The organism is Mycobacterium sp. DBP42 (assembly GCF_005924235.1).
GTDB lineage: Bacteria > Actinomycetota > Actinomycetes > Mycobacteriales > Mycobacteriaceae > Mycobacterium > Mycobacterium syngnathidarum.
This window is the reverse complement of record NZ_VCMY01000008.1, coordinates 1-15,838: the sequence shown is the minus strand read 5'-3', so window position 1 is coordinate 15,838 and position 15,838 is coordinate 1. Positions and strand designations below refer to the sequence as shown.

The 15,838-nt window shown below is 65.0% G+C and carries 12 protein-coding genes, 2 tRNA genes and 3 pseudogenes; 4 read left to right on the top strand and 13 right to left on the bottom strand.

Annotated elements, in window-relative coordinates:
• Window positions 1–151 precede the first annotated feature (151 nt).
• From E0T84_RS32695 to E0T84_RS10935, 7 genes and pseudogenes are all read right to left on the bottom strand, one after another.
• Window positions 152–382: pseudogene (locus tag E0T84_RS32695) on the bottom strand (transglycosylase family protein); the annotation flags it as partial.
• Window positions 383–724: 342 nt separating this feature from the next.
• A pseudogene (locus tag E0T84_RS10960) lies at window positions 725–958 on the bottom strand (transglycosylase family protein); the annotation flags it as partial.
• 349 nt (window positions 959–1,307) lie between these two features.
• Window positions 1,308–1,616, bottom strand: a complete 309-nt coding sequence (locus tag E0T84_RS10955) for a hypothetical protein (protein WP_138744477.1) — start codon at window positions 1,614–1,616, stop codon at window positions 1,308–1,310.
• A 478-nt stretch (window positions 1,617–2,094) separates the two neighbouring features.
• The gene (gene mobA / locus E0T84_RS10950) at window positions 2,095–2,664 is read right to left on the bottom strand and encodes a molybdenum cofactor guanylyltransferase (RefSeq protein WP_138744520.1); all 570 of its coding nucleotides are present in this window, start codon (window positions 2,662–2,664) and stop codon (window positions 2,095–2,097) included.
• A 25-nt stretch (window positions 2,665–2,689) separates the two neighbouring features.
• Window positions 2,690–3,775, bottom strand: coding sequence for a 2-oxoacid:ferredoxin oxidoreductase subunit beta (locus E0T84_RS10945; protein ID WP_070189029.1), 1,086 nt, complete (start codon window positions 3,773–3,775; stop codon window positions 2,690–2,692).
• A complete protein-coding gene (locus tag E0T84_RS10940; RefSeq protein ID WP_070189028.1) occupies window positions 3,772–5,718 on the bottom strand; it encodes a 2-oxoacid:acceptor oxidoreductase subunit alpha in 1,947 nt (648 codons plus the stop codon). Before E0T84_RS10940 ends, E0T84_RS10945 begins: the two co-directional genes overlap by 4 nt.
• Window positions 5,719–6,060: 342 nt before the next feature.
• Window positions 6,061–6,909: a carbohydrate kinase family protein gene (locus tag E0T84_RS10935; protein ID WP_138744476.1), complete on the bottom strand. Its 849-nt coding sequence runs from the start codon at window positions 6,907–6,909 to the stop codon at window positions 6,061–6,063.
• Between the two features lie 233 nt (window positions 6,910–7,142).
• Here E0T84_RS10935 and E0T84_RS10930 point away from each other — a divergent pair, with 233 nt between their 5' ends.
• The 3 genes from E0T84_RS10930 (at window position 7,143) to fdhD (ending at window position 10,531) form a co-directional block, all read left to right on the top strand.
• Complete coding sequence (locus E0T84_RS10930; RefSeq protein ID WP_131823175.1) at window positions 7,143–7,328, top strand: hypothetical protein; 186 nt, start codon at window positions 7,143–7,145, stop codon at window positions 7,326–7,328.
• An 87-nt stretch (window positions 7,329–7,415) separates the two neighbouring features.
• Window positions 7,416–9,707: an FdhF/YdeP family oxidoreductase gene (locus tag E0T84_RS10925; RefSeq protein ID WP_138744475.1), complete on the top strand. Its 2,292-nt coding sequence runs from the start codon at window positions 7,416–7,418 to the stop codon at window positions 9,705–9,707.
• Window positions 9,707–10,531, top strand: a complete 825-nt coding sequence (gene fdhD / locus E0T84_RS10920; protein WP_070943484.1) for a formate dehydrogenase accessory sulfurtransferase FdhD — start codon at window positions 9,707–9,709, stop codon at window positions 10,529–10,531. Before E0T84_RS10925 ends, fdhD begins: the two co-directional genes overlap by 1 nt.
• Window positions 10,532–10,600: 69 nt before the next feature.
• Here fdhD and clpX read toward each other — a convergent pair whose 3' ends face one another.
• The 5 genes from clpX to E0T84_RS10895 form a co-directional block, all read right to left on the bottom strand.
• The gene (gene clpX, locus E0T84_RS10915; protein ID WP_070189024.1) at window positions 10,601–11,881 is read right to left on the bottom strand and encodes an ATP-dependent Clp protease ATP-binding subunit ClpX; all 1,281 of its coding nucleotides are present in this window, start codon (window positions 11,879–11,881) and stop codon (window positions 10,601–10,603) included.
• Between the two features lie 406 nt (window positions 11,882–12,287).
• Entirely contained in the window at window positions 12,288–12,935 is a 648-nt protein-coding gene (clpP2, locus tag E0T84_RS10910) for an ATP-dependent CLP protease proteolytic subunit ClpP2 (RefSeq protein ID WP_070189023.1), read from the bottom strand.
• Complete coding sequence (locus E0T84_RS10905) at window positions 12,932–13,534, bottom strand: ATP-dependent Clp protease proteolytic subunit (protein ID WP_070189022.1); 603 nt, start codon at window positions 13,532–13,534, stop codon at window positions 12,932–12,934. The genes clpP2 and E0T84_RS10905 overlap by 4 nt, the downstream gene beginning before the upstream one ends.
• Before the next feature lie 106 nt (window positions 13,535–13,640).
• Complete coding sequence (gene tig, locus E0T84_RS10900) at window positions 13,641–15,035, bottom strand: trigger factor (protein WP_138744474.1); 1,395 nt, start codon at window positions 15,033–15,035, stop codon at window positions 13,641–13,643.
• Between the two features lie 41 nt (window positions 15,036–15,076).
• Window positions 15,077–15,150: transfer RNA gene (locus tag E0T84_RS10895), tRNA-Pro, on the bottom strand.
• A 127-nt stretch (window positions 15,151–15,277) separates the two neighbouring features.
• Between E0T84_RS10895 and E0T84_RS10890 the strand changes: the two genes are divergently transcribed.
• Window positions 15,278–15,351 (top strand) — tRNA-Gly (locus E0T84_RS10890).
• 28 nt (window positions 15,352–15,379) lie between these two features.
• Here E0T84_RS10890 and E0T84_RS10885 read toward each other — a convergent pair.
• A pseudogene (locus tag E0T84_RS10885) lies at window positions 15,380–15,661 on the bottom strand (hypothetical protein); the annotation flags it as partial.
• Window positions 15,662–15,838: the final 177 nt, after the last annotated feature.

Below are 15,838 nucleotides of genomic sequence, written 5' to 3'. Positions count from 1 at the left end.
TGCGGACTCAGCGCGGAACGCCGAAAGCTCCCAGGGGGTCCAGGAACGTCGAGCAGATCCGGCGCAAGTCGAAGATGCCGAGCACCGCGCCCGGGCGCACGGCCTGGCAACCTGTCGGTGCACTCGGCGCGGCCCAGCCCGCCGGCATTCCGCCACGGGCCCCGCACTTGGGCCAGGCCCTGATCCCCTGGCTGGCCAAGACGTTCTCGGCCACCCGTATCTGCTCCTCACGGGACGCGGAAGCGGGCGATCCGACGCCGCCGTGCGAGGCCCAGGTGGTGGGCTTGAACTGTAGGCCGCCGTAGTGCCCGTTACCGGTGTCGGTGGACCAATTGCCGCCTGATTCGCAGGCTGCGATCGCATCCCAGTTCACCGTGTCGGCACCAGCCGTCGCCGAGGTGGCGAGCGCGGGTGCCAGCATGAGCCCCGCCGACATCGCCGATAGCCAGAAAGCCCTGGTCAACGCCTTTCGTTTGGTCATCTCGTGGTCCTTCCCCGACCTTTGACACCAAGGACCACGGCAGATGCCGATCACGTTCGTGCAACTGTGCGGTCACTAATGGGTTCGTGTGACCCACGTCACCCGTTACAGACGGGACGGAAGTTTTTTTCGGAGGTTCCCGGGACTGGAGTAACCGGAGGGCTCTCTGATGAAACAGAAGCGGTGCCGGGCCGAAGGCCCGACACCGCTTCATATCAAGTTGTGGTTGGCTCTGCGCCAGTCCTAGCCGCGCTTGCCGCACACCGGCCAGGCGCCGATGCCCTGGCTGCGCAGCACGTTCTCGGCGACGCGGATCTGCTCGGCACGCGAGGCCTGGTGCGGCGAGCCGGAGCCGCCGTTGGAGCGCCAGGTGCCCATCGTGAACTGCAGGCCACCGTAGTAGCCGTTACCGGTGTTGATCGCCCAGTTGCCACCCGACTCGCAGGCAGCGACGGCGTCCCAGTTGACGCTGTCCGCATTGGCGGTACCGGCACCCAATGCCACGGGAGCCACAGTGAGCGCTCCGGCGATGATGCCCAGCCCAAACGTCTTGCGGATGTTCTTCACTTCTTTCCTTTCGCCAAGCGCGCGCCATCGGCACCCGCCTAGGCGGGTGCCGAAGCCTGAATCAGGCCGGAGGGGTTGGTTCGTGCCGTCTCGGTCAGGCACGAAAGGGAGGGCCACAGTGCCTGGCCCGGGCTCAGGCCCAGGCCCCCGCGTCGGGCGTAATCGCCACCGCGGCCCCACTCACACGCAGGTTCTTGGTGTTGAAATTATTTGCTCCCTGTGGAGTCGCTTTGGACCGTACAAAGGTCTCAGGGAGAAGTCATATCGGCGTCGGAGCGATAGCGGAAAGATCACGAGCAGATAACGGGACGTCGTTCGAATCGTTTATGCAGGTCAGCGACCAGCCGCCGGCGTTACCGTTTCGTGATCGGCGCAAACGGATCGTGAGGCAGATCACGTGCTTTTTGTGAGCTGGCGCACTTACTTGGTGCGCGATGCGTGAGGCAAACAACGCTTGAGACAACGAAAGGCCCAGGTAGATGCCATCGGCGAGTGTCACTACGCACCGCTCCACCGGAATCTGTTCGCTGCCGTCTGGCAGGCCCGCAGCATCGCGCAGAATCTTCAATCACCTTGGAGCACAAGGGATATAACACCCCCTGGGCCACTCCCGCGGATCCCGCCCCTACCCGATGGTCACGCTCGAGCTCGTTAGCTGGCCAGGCAAACATGCTGCGCCACAACATATCTGGACGATTGAAACAGAATCGTCGGCCCGCCTGGCCAACTCTACGGCAAGCCGTGGGATCGCCCTGGTCCGACAAACAGAACGGTCAGCGGCATTTTGACACAAAATTAGAAGCACTCAACACCTGCGCCGGCCAATAGCGGGAAGGACTTCGCTGCAGCGAAACAAGGCGAATGATATTGGACAGCAGTCACTTTCGCGTACGGGCACGGTCCCCCCGGGTATGACGTGGACCGAATTCACTCAGCTTCCCGGGGCCCAAATCGCGCTCAAAAGGAGCTCAATTATTTCGAAACGGTAAATTGCGCTCAGTTTAAAAGCGAATTCGCAATTTGCTGAGCATCGTCGGGCCCGTAGTTCACGCTCCGGCCAGATCGGCGGCGGTATTGACGTTGGTCAGTGCGCGCTGCGGTGCCATCACGATCCGTTGCGTATCCACGGACTCGGCCAACGCCCGCATGCTGCGCCGCCCGTCTCGCACCAGCTCGGCGATCTGGCCGGTGAGCGAACTGCGGTAGATCCCCGCCAGGTAGTGGTCCCTGCCGTCCCACGGCAGCACGATATCGGCAGGTAACCGCTCGGCATGGCTCGCCAGCGTGTCGATCAGGTCCGCCGACAGGTACGGCATGTCCACCGCGCACACGAAGGCGCGGTCCAACCCGGCCTCGGCGACGGCACGCAACCCGCGGCCGGTCGCCACCAGCGGCCCGACGCCGCGCACCTCGTCACGCAGTACCTCGGCGCCCAGTGCCGGCAGCGGCTGGCCGGGTGCCGCGATGACGAAAACCGGTGAACAGCGCGCACTTACCGCGGCCACCACGTGCTCCACCATCGTCGAGCCGTCGAACGGCAACGTCGCCTTGTCGCGCCCCATACGGCGCGAAGCCCCGCCCGCCAGAACTACCGCAGCGAGCGGGGCTGTGCCCAGATTCGGTTCGGTCGGGTCAGCGCTACTAGTCCACTGTCCAGGTGTCTTTGCCACGCAGCAAGGATTGCAGAGCCGCGGTGTCATGGGGCCGTGATTCGATCGCCGTGTTGACCTGCTGGCGCGCGGCGTCGTCGTAGGTGGGCCGATTGACCTTGCGGAAGATGCCCATCACCATGTGGTCGAGGTTCTGCTCACTGAGCCGCGACAGTGCGAAAGCATAGGCAGGATCGTCGATCTCGGCGTTGTGCACCACGATGTCCTCGGCTGCGACGTCGGCGGTCTTGGCGACCTCCAAGCCGTACCCGGACTTGACCACGCAGTACTCGTCATCGGTGCCGAACTTGATCGGCTCCCCGTGGCTGACGTTGATCAGCCGCTCCTCGGCGCCTTCCTTGCGGAGCGCATCGAACGACCCGTCGTTGAAGATCGGGCAGTCCTGCATGATCTCCACCAGCGCGGCACCGCGGTGCTCTGCCGCGCCGCGCAGCACCTCGGAGAGGCCCTTGCGATCGGAGTCCAGAGCTCGGCCGACGAATGTGGCCTCGGCACCCAGCGCCAACGACACCGGGTTGAACGGGTAGTCCAGCGAGCCCATCGGAGTCGACTTGGTAACCTTGCCGACCTCGGAGGTTGGCGAGTACTGGCCCTTGGTGAGGCCGTAGATCCGGTTGTTGAACAGCAGGATCGTGATGTTGATGTTGCGGCGCAGAGCATGGATCAGGTGGTTGCCACCGATCGACAGCGAGTCCCCGTCACCAGTGACGACCCACACCGACAGATCGGGCCGGGCCAGCGCCAGGCCGGTGGCGATAGTCGGGGCGCGACCGTGGATCGAGTGGAAGCCGTAGGTCTCCAGGTAATACGGGAACCGGCTGGAGCAGCCGATACCGCTGATGAACGCGATGTTCTCGCGCTTCAGGCCGAGCTCCGGCAGGAAGTTGCGGATGGTGTTGAGGATGACGTAGTCACCGCAACCCGGGCACCAGCGAACCTCCTGGTCGCTGGTGAAATCCTTGCCTTTCTGCGGTTGGTCGGTGGTGGGCACCAGGGCGTTCTTGTTCAGGGGCGTCAGCCCCAGGTCGTGGTGCTCTGTGCCGATCAGGTCAGTCATGCGTTCGCTCCCACACCGCTCGCCTCAACCTCAATGGTGGCCGCCGCCAACCGGGCGAACTTCGCCTTGTCGTTTTCCTTCTCACCGAGCGTGCCGTCCAGGGCCGCGTCGATGATGCCCTCGACCTCGTCGGCGAGGAAGGCCATGCCCTCCACCTTGGTCACCGACTGGACGTCGACCAGGTACTTACCGCGCAGCAGCAGCGCCAACTGGCCGAGGTTCATCTCCGGCACCACCACCTTCGGATAGCGGCGCAGCACCTCCCCGAGGTTGGCCGGGAAGGGGTTGAGGTGGCGCAGATGGGTCTGGGCCACCTTGATGCCCTTGCGGCGGGCCCGTCGGCACGCCTCACCGATCGGCCCATAGCTGCTGCCCCAGCCCAGCATGAGTAGTTCGGCATCGCCGGTGGGGTCGTCGACCTCCAGGTCCGGCACCGTGATGCCGGCGATCTTCTCCTGACGTAGCCGCACCATGAGGTCGTGGTTCTTCGGCTCGTACGAGATGTTGCCCGAGCCGTTGGCGGCCTCGAGTCCACCGATCCGGTGCTCCAGCCCCGGGGTGCCGGGCACCGCGAACTGGCGGGCCAGGGTCTCGGGATCGCGCGCGTAAGGAGCGAACGGTTCGCCCGACTTGGCGAAGTTGTGCTCAATCGGCGGATAGGTACTGATGTCCGGGATCTGCCAGGGCTCAGAGCCGTTGGCCACAGCTCCGTCGGACAGGATGATGACCGGGGTGTGGTAATCGACTGCGATGCGCGAGGCCTCCACGGCGATGTCGAAGCAATCCGACGGCGACTTCGGGGCCAGGATCGCGACCGGCGACTCGCCGTTGCGGCCGAACAGCGCCTGCAGCAGGTCGGCTTGCTCGGTCTTGGTCGGCAGACCTGTCGACGGGCCGCCACGCTGCACGTCGATGATGATCAGCGGCAGCTCGGTCATCACGGCCAGGCCGATGGCCTCGGACTTGAGCGAGACACCGGGGCCCGAGGTGCTGGTGACACCGAGCGCGCCGCCGTAGGACGCGCCGATGGCGGCGCCGATGCCGGCGATCTCGTCTTCGGCCTGGAACGTCAGCACGTTGAAGTTCTTGTGCTTCGACAGTTCGTGCAGGATGTCGGAGGCCGGGGTGATCGGGTAGGTACCCAGCACCACCTGGATCTGGGCCAGATGTCCGGCGGCCACGATGCCGTAGGCCAGCGCGGTGTTACCCGAGATCTGCCGGTATTCACCGGACTTCAGCTTGGCCGGCGACACCTCATAGGTCGTGGCGAATGCCTCGGTGGTCTCGCCGTAGTTCCAGCCGGCCTTCAGCGCCAGAACGTTGGCCTCGGCCACGTCGGGCTTGCGGGAGAACTTCTCCCGGATGAAGGCCTCGCTGTGCTCGAGTTCGCGGCCGTACATCCACGAGAGCAAGCCGAGGGCGAACATGTTCTTGGCGCGCTGGCCGTCCTTCTTCGTGGCCCCGATCGCCTCGACGGCGCCCAGGGTGAGCGTCGTCATCGCGACGGACGTCACCACGTAGTCGGACAACGTGTCATCCTCTAGCGGATTGCTGTCGTATCCGACCTTGGCGAGGTTGCGCTTGGTGAACTCATCGGAGTTGGCGATGATCAGGCCGCCGCGGGGCAGATCCGACACGTTGGCCTTGAGTGCGGCCGGGTTCATCGCGACGAGCACGTCGGGACGGTCACCGGCAGTAAGGATGTCGTAGTCGGCGATCTGGATCTGGAACGACGACACACCGGGCAGGGTGCCCTGTGGCGCGCGGATCTCGGCCGGGTAATTCGGCTGGGTCGCCAAGTCATTGCCGAACAGTGCTGCTTCAGAAGTGAAGCGGTCACCGGTCAGCTGCATACCGTCGCCGGAGTCGCCGGCGAAGCGGATGACGACCTTCTCGAGCTTCTGCCGCGGCGCGGCGCCATTGCCGTTGCCGTTCTCACCCACGGCTACCGCCTTTCACACGTTCTTTGACCACGTCTTTCCGGGCCGCTGTCACGTGACGCGCCGCCGGATCAAACGTCCACACGAATTTTGATGTCACTACCAGTACCGATTATTGCACTGCTCTTAGGCTGCACTTCACCGCGTCGCCCCCCGACACGCGGGTGGGTTCTCGACGAAGGTGCTGTTCGCGGGCGTGAAGAAGCCGGTTTTGAGACACAACTGTGGTTTTCGTCACGTTTAGGAGAATGTCATTCTCTAAGGAAAAGCTACCGACCGGTAGCTGTCCGCTAGCACCAGCAAGCAGCTTCTTGACACCTGTCGAGTTTAGCCGCCGACCTGCGGCTACCTCCGGTCGGGTGCTCCGGTGTGCAACCGCCTGTCCAACTCCCCCGCCACCAGCTCACTGGCTGCCTCGGCGGCACGCCGCGGATCGTGGCCGACCGCGCGGTGTGCGACGTAGCAGGCGGTGAACATGTCGCCTGCCCCGGTGGTCTGGACATCCAGCACCCGCCATGCGGCCGGTACGCGTTCCACCGCACCTTCGACATAGATGTCACACCCCTCGGAGCCGTATGTCACCAGAATTTCCGCGACGCCGAGTTGCCGGGCGATCGAGGTGTCGAAAGGACCGTCGGCCACGATCACCGCCTCATCCTCGGCCAGCTTGAGGATGTCGACATCGTCGAGCAGGTCGGCGGGAAAACGACGATCCTCGACCAGTGGCCCCAAACGGTCCGCACGTACCAAACCCTGCCCGTCATAGGACACCCGATGGCCACGCGCCGCCAGCGCGGCCAGGGTCTCGGCCGGGAAGTCAGTGCGGAGCAACGGGGCGAGGTGCACCCAGGTGGTCGCCGGATCCGCCGCCTCGATGTCCTCGGCAGTCCACACCGGGCCGATCGCACGCACGCCCATGTGCCGGTGGTCGGTGTCGTCGTAGTCGAGACTGAACGAACTCGTCCGTTCCGAGGGCAGGATCTGGAGCAACGACCCGAACTGTGTCCGCAGCCCGTCGAAAAGGGCGTGGTCGCGTTCGGCGCCCATCGCGATGATCCGGCCCGGCCCGCCCGCGGCCTGCAGCGCCACTCCGGCGAAGGACGCGCATCCTCCCGGGCTCGGCGGCGCCCCGTTGATGATGTCGATCGCGAGGTTGCCGAGCACGGTGACCCCAGGGACTACCTCTCGTGGCATGGATGAAGTGTCCCGGTCAGGGCGATCACCGCACGCCCCGACCCCGCGCAATTCCCCAGCCGTCTCAGAACTGTGATCCACATCACACACATGCGTGGGTGGAATGCCACGCGCCCGATCCGCATTCAAATCACATAGATAGCCAATGTAGTGACGAAGGGGTTTCCGAGATGCGCATCGATTCGAGGACAAAACGGCTCCTCTGTGCCGCCGGCGTGGCAGCTGCCGCAGTCATGACAGTGCTGGGGCTCCAGGCCGCCCAGGCCGGCAACACCTCCCAGACGCCCGTGCCGGCGGCCGAACCCACCATGCACTTCGGCGAGACGATGACTCAATCCGTGCCACCGTCAGCGCCCGGCACCCCTGCCGCCACACCCCCGGTCAAGGCCGAGCCGGCCCCGACCGCAGAGCCGGGCTGAGCCGGAAGGCCCAGAGCTCGAGATGGGCGGCCACCAGCGCCCGCCAAGCGGCGGGGCGCGGCGGTTTTCGAGGACTAGATTGGGTTTATGACCAGCGCCAAGGACATCGACGCCGATTACGACGAGCACCACGTCATCAGCACCGGCGCAGAAGACGAGGCCGCCGGTGTCAAGGCAGTCCTGGTCAGCATGCAGCGCGGGTTCGAGCAGATGGGTCCGCTACGCACCGCCGCGGCGTTGGCCAAACTCAACCAGCGCCACGGGTTCGACTGCCCGGGTTGCGCCTGGCCCGAGGAGCATGGTGGCCGCAAGCTGGCCGAGTTCTGCGAGAACGGCGCGAAGGCGGTCGCCGAGGAAGCCACCAAACGCGTGGTGACACCCGAGTTCTTCGCCCGGCACACCATCGCCGAACTCGAGACCAAACCCGAATACTGGCTGTCTCAGCAGGGCCGACTGACCCAGCCGGTGATGCTCGCTCCGGGCGAAGCGCATTACCGACCCATCGATTGGGACGACGCCTACCGGTTGATCGCCGAACATCTCAATGCGTTGGCCTCCTCCGACGAGGCACTGTTCTACACCTCGGGACGCACCAGCAACGAAGCGGCTTTCCTCTACCAGCTCATGGTTCGCAGCTTCGGGACCAACAATCTGCCGGACTGTTCCAACATGTGCCACGAGTCCTCGGGCACCGCGCTGACCGAGTCGATCGGCATCGGCAAAGGCTCGGTCACCGTCGAGGATGTCACCGAGGCGGATCTGATCCTGATCGCCGGGCAGAATCCCGGCACCAACCACCCCCGCATGCTGTCGGTGCTGGAGAAGGCAAAAGCCAACGGCGCCAAGATTATTGCGATCAATCCGCTACCCGAGGCCGGATTGATCCGGTTCAAGGATCCGCAGAAGGTACGCGGTGTGGTGGGGCACGGAATCCCGATCGCCGACGAGTTCGTGCAGATCCGTCTCGGCGGGGACATGGCGCTGTTCGCCGGGCTGGGCCGGCTGCTGCTGGAAGCCGAGGACGCGGCCCCGGGCACGGTGCTGGACCGGGAGTTCATCGAGGCCCATTGCGCGGGCTTCGACGACTACGCCCGTCAGACGCGCGCAGTCGACCTGGCCACGGTGACCGAGGCCAGCGGTATCGACGAAACCCAGCTGCGCCGGGTCGCCGACATGCTGATCGCCTCGCAGCGCACGGTGATCTGCTGGGCCATGGGCCTGACGCAACACCACCACGCCGTGGCCACCATCGGCGAGGCCACCAACCTCCTGTTCATGCGCGGCATGATCGGCAAACCGGGAGCGGGCGTGTGCCCGGTGCGTGGGCACTCCAACGTGCAGGGCGACCGCACCATGGGCATCTGGGAGAAGATGCCGGAGAAGTTTCTCGATGCGCTCGACAACCGGTTCGGCATCGTCAGCCCCCGCAAGCACGGTTACGACACCGTCGATGCGATCCGCGCCATGCGCGACGGCCGCGCGAAGGTGTTCATCGGCATGGGTGGCAACTTCGTCTCGGCCACCCCTGATACCGAGGTGACCGAGGCTGGACTGCGCAGTTGCGCTCTGACCGTTCAGATTTCGACGAAGCTGAACCGCAGTCACCTGGTACACGGCCGCACCGCGCTCATCCTGCCCACGCTGGGCCGCACCGACAAGGATTTCCAGGCCGGCGGCAAACAGATGGTGTCTGTCGAGGATTCGATGTCGATGGTGCACCTGTCCCGTGGCAGCCTGACCCCACCGAGCGAGCACCTGCGCAGCGAGGTGGCGATCGTCTGCCAGCTGGCTCGGATACTACTGGGCCCAGACCATCCGGTGCCGTGGGAACAGTTCAACGCCGACTACGACCGCATCCGTGACGCCATCGCCGACGTGGTGCCCGGCTGCGAGGACTACAACCGCAAGGTGCGCCTGCCCGACGGGTTCCAGCTGCCGCACCCACCGCGTGATTCCCGCGAATTCCGCACCACCACAGGTAAAGCCAACTTCTCGGTCCAGCCGCTGGAATGGGTGCCGGTGCCGCCGGGCCGGCTGGTGCTGCAGACGCTACGCAGCCATGATCAGTACAACACCACCATCTACGGCCTCGATGACCGCTACCGCGGCGTGAAGGGGGGTCGCCGGGTGGTGTTCGTCAACCCCGCGGATCTCGACGCGTTGGGCTTGGCCGCCGGCGACCGGGTCGATCTCGTCTCGGAATTCGACGGGCAGGAGCGCCGCGCGAAGGACTTCCTGATCGTCGAGTACTCCACCCCGAAGGGCAACGCCGCGGCTTACTACCCGGAGACCAATCCGCTGGTGCCGCTTGATCACACGGCGAAGAAATCGAACACACCGGTGTCGAAGGCCGTCGTCATCCGGTTGGAGCGGGCCTAGTGGGCCGCGTCACCGCCCGCCGGCGCGCCCATCACCTGACCGGTGGCACCGCCGAAGCCCGCCCGGAAACTCTGGTGGTCGAGGAGCCGCTGGAGATCCGGGTCGACGGCACGCCGATCACCGTCACGATGCGGACCCCGGGCGCCGATATCGAACTGGCCCAAGGCTTTCTGCTGACCGAAGGACTGATCGCGCAACGTGAGGACCTGGTCACGGTGCGCTACTGCCGGGGCGCAGATGACGACGGGGTCAACACCTACAACGTCCTCGACGTGACCTTGGCCTCGCATGTCCCGAAGCCCGAAGTGGACGTGACCCGCAATTTCTACAGCACCTCGTCGTGCGGGGTGTGTGGCAAGGCCTCGCTGGAAGCGGTGCGGTTGACCAGCAAGCACTGCCCCGGCGACGACCCGTCGACCGTTGCCGCCACTGTGCTCTCGGCGATGCCCGCGCAACTGCGGGATGCGCAAAAGGTCTTCAACAGCACCGGCGGCCTGCACGCCGCCGCACTGTTCACCGTCGACGGCGACATGCTCGTGGTCCGGGAGGACATCGGTAGGCACAACGCCGTCGACAAGGTGATCGGCTGGGCACTGGAGCACAACCGGATTCCGTCGACCGCCACGGTCCTTCTGGTCAGCGGCCGGGCCTCGTTCGAGCTCACCCAGAAGGCCGTGATGGCCGGCATTCCGATTCTGGCCGCGGTGTCGGCGCCGTCGTCGTTGGCGGTCGATCTGGCCAGTCAATCCGGCCTGACCCTGGTGGCCTTCCTGCGCGGCGACTCGATGAACATCTACGCCCGTCCCGATCGGGTCACCAACTAACCGCCGCGCAGACACAAAACTGCCCCTTTTCGAGTGAAAAGGGGCAGTTTGCGTCTGCTCGCGAGGGGCTCAGGCGCTCTTGTCGCGGCGCTCCGAACGCGACGGCTTACGCGGCACGATGGTCGGCAGCACGTTGTCCTGCACGGTTTCCTTGGTGACGACCACCTTGGCGACGTCGTCACGGCTGGGGATGTCGTACATCACCGGCAGCAGGACTTCTTCCATGATGGCGCGCAGGCCACGGGCACCGGTGCCGCGGTGGATGGCCTGGTCGGCGATCGCCTCCAACGCCTCGTCGGTGAACTCCAGCTCCACGCCGTCCATCTCGAACAGCCGGACGTACTGCTTGACCAGGGCATTCTTCGGCTCGGAGAGAATCTTGACCAAGGACTCCTTGTCCAGGTTGGTCACCGAGGCCACGACCGGCAGGCGGCCGATGAACTCGGGGATCAGACCGAACTTGATCAGGTCCTCGGGCATCACCTCGGCGAAGTGGTCCTGGGTGTCGATCTCGGCCTTGGACCGCACCTCGGCGCCGAAGCCCAGACCGCGCTTGCCGACCCGGTCGGAGACGATCTTCTCCAGGCCCGCGAACGCACCCGCCACGATGAACAGCACGTTGGTGGTGTCGATCTGGATGAATTCCTGGTGCGGATGCTTGCGGCCGCCCTGCGGCGGAACCGAGGCCTGCGTGCCTTCCAGGATCTTCAGCAGGGCCTGCTGCACGCCCTCACCGGAGACGTCGCGGGTGATCGACGGGTTCTCGCTCTTGCGGGCGATCTTGTCGACCTCGTCGATGTAGATGATGCCCGTCTCGGCACGCTTTACGTCGTAGTCGGCGGCCTGGATCAGCTTGAGCAGGATGTTCTCGACGTCCTCGCCCACGTAGCCGGCCTCGGTCAGCGCGGTGGCATCGGCGATGGCGAACGGCACGTTGAGCATCTTGGCCAGGGTCTGGGCCAGATAGGTCTTGCCGCAGCCGGTGGGGCCGAGCATCAGGATGTTGGACTTGGTCAGCTCAACCGGCTCAGTGCGGGAATCGCGTGACTTCTCCCCCGCCTGGATCCGCTTGTAGTGGTTGTAGACGGCCACTGCCAGCGTCCGTTTCGCGGTGTCCTGACCGATGACGTAACCCTCGAGGAAGTCCCGGATCTCCGCGGGTTTGGGCAGCTCGTCGAGCTTGACGTCGTCAGCGTCGGCGAGTTCCTCCTCGATGATCTCGTTGCACAGATCGATGCACTCGTCGCAGATGTACACGCCCGGGCCGGCAATGAGCTTTTTGACCTGCTTTTGACTCTTGCCGCAGAACGAGCACTTCAGCAGGTCACCGCCGTCTCCAATGCGCGCCATGTGGGGGGGTCCTACTTCCTGTTAGCAGTCTGTCGTTACGCCAGTTGCTGGGTCACCTCGGGCGTAAACCCGACGCTACCCGTTCGTTCCGTCGCGGTGCGACCGATAAGGCCGAATCGCTCCGGTGGTATTTGTTCATGTGCAGGAGAACATATCTCTCCTGGCGGCTCCGCACCCGTCGGCACGCTGACTGTGACCTTGGCGTGTCGTCGCGAAGCGAGGACGAATAGCCGAGCGAGGTGGTCGGTACGTGGCTTTCGCCGCGGTCGACGATACCGGGAGCACGGTCACGCCGACGCAGACGCAGGTCAGCGGGGTGACCGCCCTCCCTCTTGACGACATACGCCCCGCACCGGGGTTGCCGGGCAGGGCGTGTGTCATCGTGCGGAGGTTGTCGCTGGTGGCGCTAGCTGCTCTGCGCAGACAGCTTGCGGTATTCCAGGACCGTATCGATGATCCCGTAATCCTTGGCCTCTTCTGCGGTCAGGATCTTGTCGCGGTCGGTGTCCTTGCGGATGACCTCGGGATCCTTGCCGGTGTGGCGGGCCAGCGTGGTCTCCATCAGGGTGCGCATCCGCTCGATCTCGGCGGCCTGAATCTCCAGGTCAGAGAACTGGCCCTGGATCACCCCGGACAGCGACGGCTGATGGATCAGCACCCGGGCGTTCGGCAGGGCCAGGCGCTTGCCGGGGGTACCGGCGGCCAGCAGGACCGCGGCCGCCGAGGCGGCCTGCCCGAGGCACACCGTCTGGATGTCGGCGCGCACGTACTGCATGGTGTCGTAGATCGCCATCAGCGAGGTGAACGAGCCACCGGGCGAATTGATGTACATGGTGATGTCGCGGTCGGGATCCAGCGACTCCAGCACGAGCAACTGGGCCATGATGTCGTTGGCCGACGCATCGTCCACCTGCACGCCGAGGAAGATGATGCGTTCCTCGAACAGCTTGTTGTACGGGTTGGATTCCTTGACGCCGAAGCTGCTGTGCTCGATGAACGACGGCAGGATGTAGCGAGCCTGCGGCTGAAGGCGGGGATCAGTGTGGTCGGTCATTTGTCTAGTCCTGCTCCCGGTCCGGTGCCGTTGACGTTGGCGCTGGTGATGATGTGGTCGACAAACCCGTATTCCAAGGCTTCCGGAGCGGTGAACCAGCGGTCGCGGTCGGAGTCGGCCTCGATACGCTCGATCGTCTGCCCGGTGAACTCCGCGTTGAGCCGGAACATTTCCTTCTTGATGACGTGGAACTGTTCGGCCTGGATGGCGATGTCCGCGGCGCTACCGGTGACCCCGCCCAGAGGCTGGTGCATCAGGACCCGGGCGTGCGGCAGGGCGTAACGCTTGCCCTTGGTGCCGGCAGCCAGCAGGAACTCACCCATCGAGGCCGCCATGCCCATCGCGTAGGTGGCGATGTCGCACGGGGCCAGCACCATCGTGTCGTAGATGGCCATACCGGCGCTGATCGAACCGCCCGGCGAGTTGATGTAAAGGTGGATGTCCTTGGTCGGATCCTCCGCCGAAAGCAACAGGATCTGCGCGCACAGCTTGTTGGCGATGTCGTCGTCCACTTGGGAACCCAGGAAAATGATCCGCTCGGCAAGCAAGCGCTCATAGACGGAGTCGACGAGGCTGAACCCGCTCCCGTTCGAACGCATGTCAGTCACGACTGGATACCTGCTTTCTCTCACGCGTTGGTACTGACGACACTAACGAAACTGGCGAGCCACGCACTCCCGTACGGGGGCGCGTTCGCTCACAGCGTCATTCGGCGGCGTCGGTGTCAGTTTCGGCTGACTCGTCAGTCTGCCCGCCCTCGGCCCCGGCTTCGGCAGCCTCGGCGGGACCGAAGAACTCCGTGGTGTCGATCACGGTGCCGTCGGTGTCGGTCACGGTCGCCGCATGCACCACGGCGGCGATCGTCAGACCGCGACGCACGTCGGCGAACATGGCCGGCAGCTGGTTGTTCTGCTGCAGGATCTGGATCAGCTGCTGCGGCTCGATCCCGTACTGACGCGACATCAGCACGAGGCGCTCGGTGAGATCGTTCTGGCCGACCTCGATATCGAGCTTGTCGGCGACAGCGTCCATCAAAAGCTGGGTCTTGACGGCTTTTTCGGCGTTCGACTTGTTCTCGGCGTCGAATTCCTCACGGCTGCTGCCCTGTTCGGCCAATTTCTCGGCGAACTTGTCCTCGTCGTGGTCGAGGCTGTGGATCGCGTTGTGCAGCGTGTCGTCGATCTGGGCCTGAACGATCTTCTCCGGCAACGGAACTTCGGTCTGCTCCAGCAGCGCCTCGATCGCCTTGTCGCGGATCTGCTCGGCCTGCTGCACGCTCTGGACCCGGCGCACCTGGTCGGTCAGGCTCTCCTTGAGCTCGTCGATGGTGTCGAATTCGCTTGCCAGCTGGGCGAAATCGTCATCGGCCTCGGGCAGCTCGCGCTCCTTGACCGATTTCACGGTCACCGTCACCTCGGCGTCCTTGCCGGCGTGCTCGCCCGCGGCCAGCTTGGTGGTGAAGACCTTGGACTCGCCGGCCTTGAGGCCGGTGATCGCCTCGTCGAGGCCCTCGATCAGCTGACCGGAACCGACCTCGTGCGACAGGCCCTCGGTAGCGGCCTCGGGCACCTCGGTGCCGTCGACGGTGGCCGACAGGTCGATCGAGACGAAGTCGCCTTCCTGCGCGCCACGGTCGACGCCGGTCAGGGTGCCGAAACGGGCACGCAGCGACTGCAGCTCGGCATCGACGGCCTCATCATCGACCTCGATCGGATCGACGGTGATCTTGAGCGCGTCGAACTCGGGCAGGGTGATCTCGGGGCGCACGTCGACCTCGGCGGTGAACGCCAGCTCCTGGCCGTCCTCCAGCTTGGTCACCTCGATCTCAGGCTGACCCAGCGGCTTGACGTCAGAGGCCGTGACGGCCTCGCTGTAGCGGCTCGGCAGCGCGTCGTTGACGACCTGCTCCAGCACGGCGCCGCGGCCGACGCGGGCTTCCAGCAACTTGCGCGGGGCCTTGCCCGGGCGGAAGCCGGGCAGACGGACCTGCTGGGCCAGCGCCTTGAAGGCGCGATCGAAATCGGGTTCAAGCTCGGTGAAGGGCACCTCCACATTGATGCGCACCCGGGTGGGGCTCAACTGCTCGACCGTGCTCTTCACTGTTCTGTGCTCCTAGGTAGTTCTTCGTACTCGCGGGCGAGTCGGGGTGACAGGATTTGAACCTGCGGCCTTCCGCTCCCAAAGCGGATGCGCTACCAAGCTGCGCTACACCCCGTGGTGGTGATCGATCCCGCTGCGGTAAAACCCACGAACGGACCACGCGAGATACTACGTGGTCACAGCACGGAGCATTCAATTGGCTTTGATCGGGGGCACACCGGTACAGTGCTGGTGCTGCACATGCGGGCGTAGCTCAATGGTAGAGCCCTAGTCTTCCAAACTAGCTACGCGGGTTCGATTCCCGTCGCCCGCTCCAAAAACCGCCCTCACGGGCGGTTTTTTGTTTATCGGGTGCCCTCGTGCCCGTCCAACGGTCGGTCGACGGGCGTCAGCGAGATCGGCAAACGATGGGTGCCCGGCCCCTCTCCCGGGCACCCTGCTCCCCCGATGACGAGGGTGCGCTCGCCGAAGAAGCTGCCGTCGGGGTTCGGGATCCAGTAATCCGACCGCCTCGCCGGTACCGCGCTGCCAGGGTCGTTGCGATCACAGAAGTACGGATATTCGCCGCTCGTTTCCCAGCGGTCTGCGTTCCACCGGTACTCATAAACCGGCGGGGCGCTTGGGTTGCGGGCGTGATCGTCGGCGTTGTCCATCCGCGCGCGACGCATCCGTTGACTTGACGTGCTCCCCGCCATGAATGGCGGGGATTCCCGTGCGGCTATGCCGCGGTTGGGGTGCTTCCTGCTTCATCGCCTCGCGCATCCCGTGTGTTGGGAGGACTTACCGAGGCTCCACAGGCGTTT

Coding starts and splice junctions, on each gene's coding strand:
- E0T84_RS10945 (WP_070189029.1), bottom strand. CDS start 3,775: ATGACTGACCTGATCGGCACAGAGCACCACGACCTGGGGCTGACGCCC.
- E0T84_RS10925 (WP_138744475.1), top strand. CDS start 7,416: ATGACCAGCGCCAAGGACATCGACGCCGATTACGACGAGCACCACGTC.
- E0T84_RS10930 (WP_131823175.1), top strand. CDS start 7,143: ATGACAGTGCTGGGGCTCCAGGCCGCCCAGGCCGGCAACACCTCCCAG.
- E0T84_RS10935 (WP_138744476.1), bottom strand. CDS start 6,909: ATGCCACGAGAGGTAGTCCCTGGGGTCACCGTGCTCGGCAACCTCGCG.
- clpP2 (WP_070189023.1), bottom strand. CDS start 12,935: ATGACCGACCACACTGATCCCCGCCTTCAGCCGCAGGCTCGCTACATC.
- clpX (WP_070189024.1), bottom strand. CDS start 11,881: ATGGCGCGCATTGGAGACGGCGGTGACCTGCTGAAGTGCTCGTTCTGC.
- E0T84_RS10905 (WP_070189022.1), bottom strand. CDS start 13,534: ATGCGTTCGAACGGGAGCGGGTTCAGCCTCGTCGACTCCGTCTATGAG.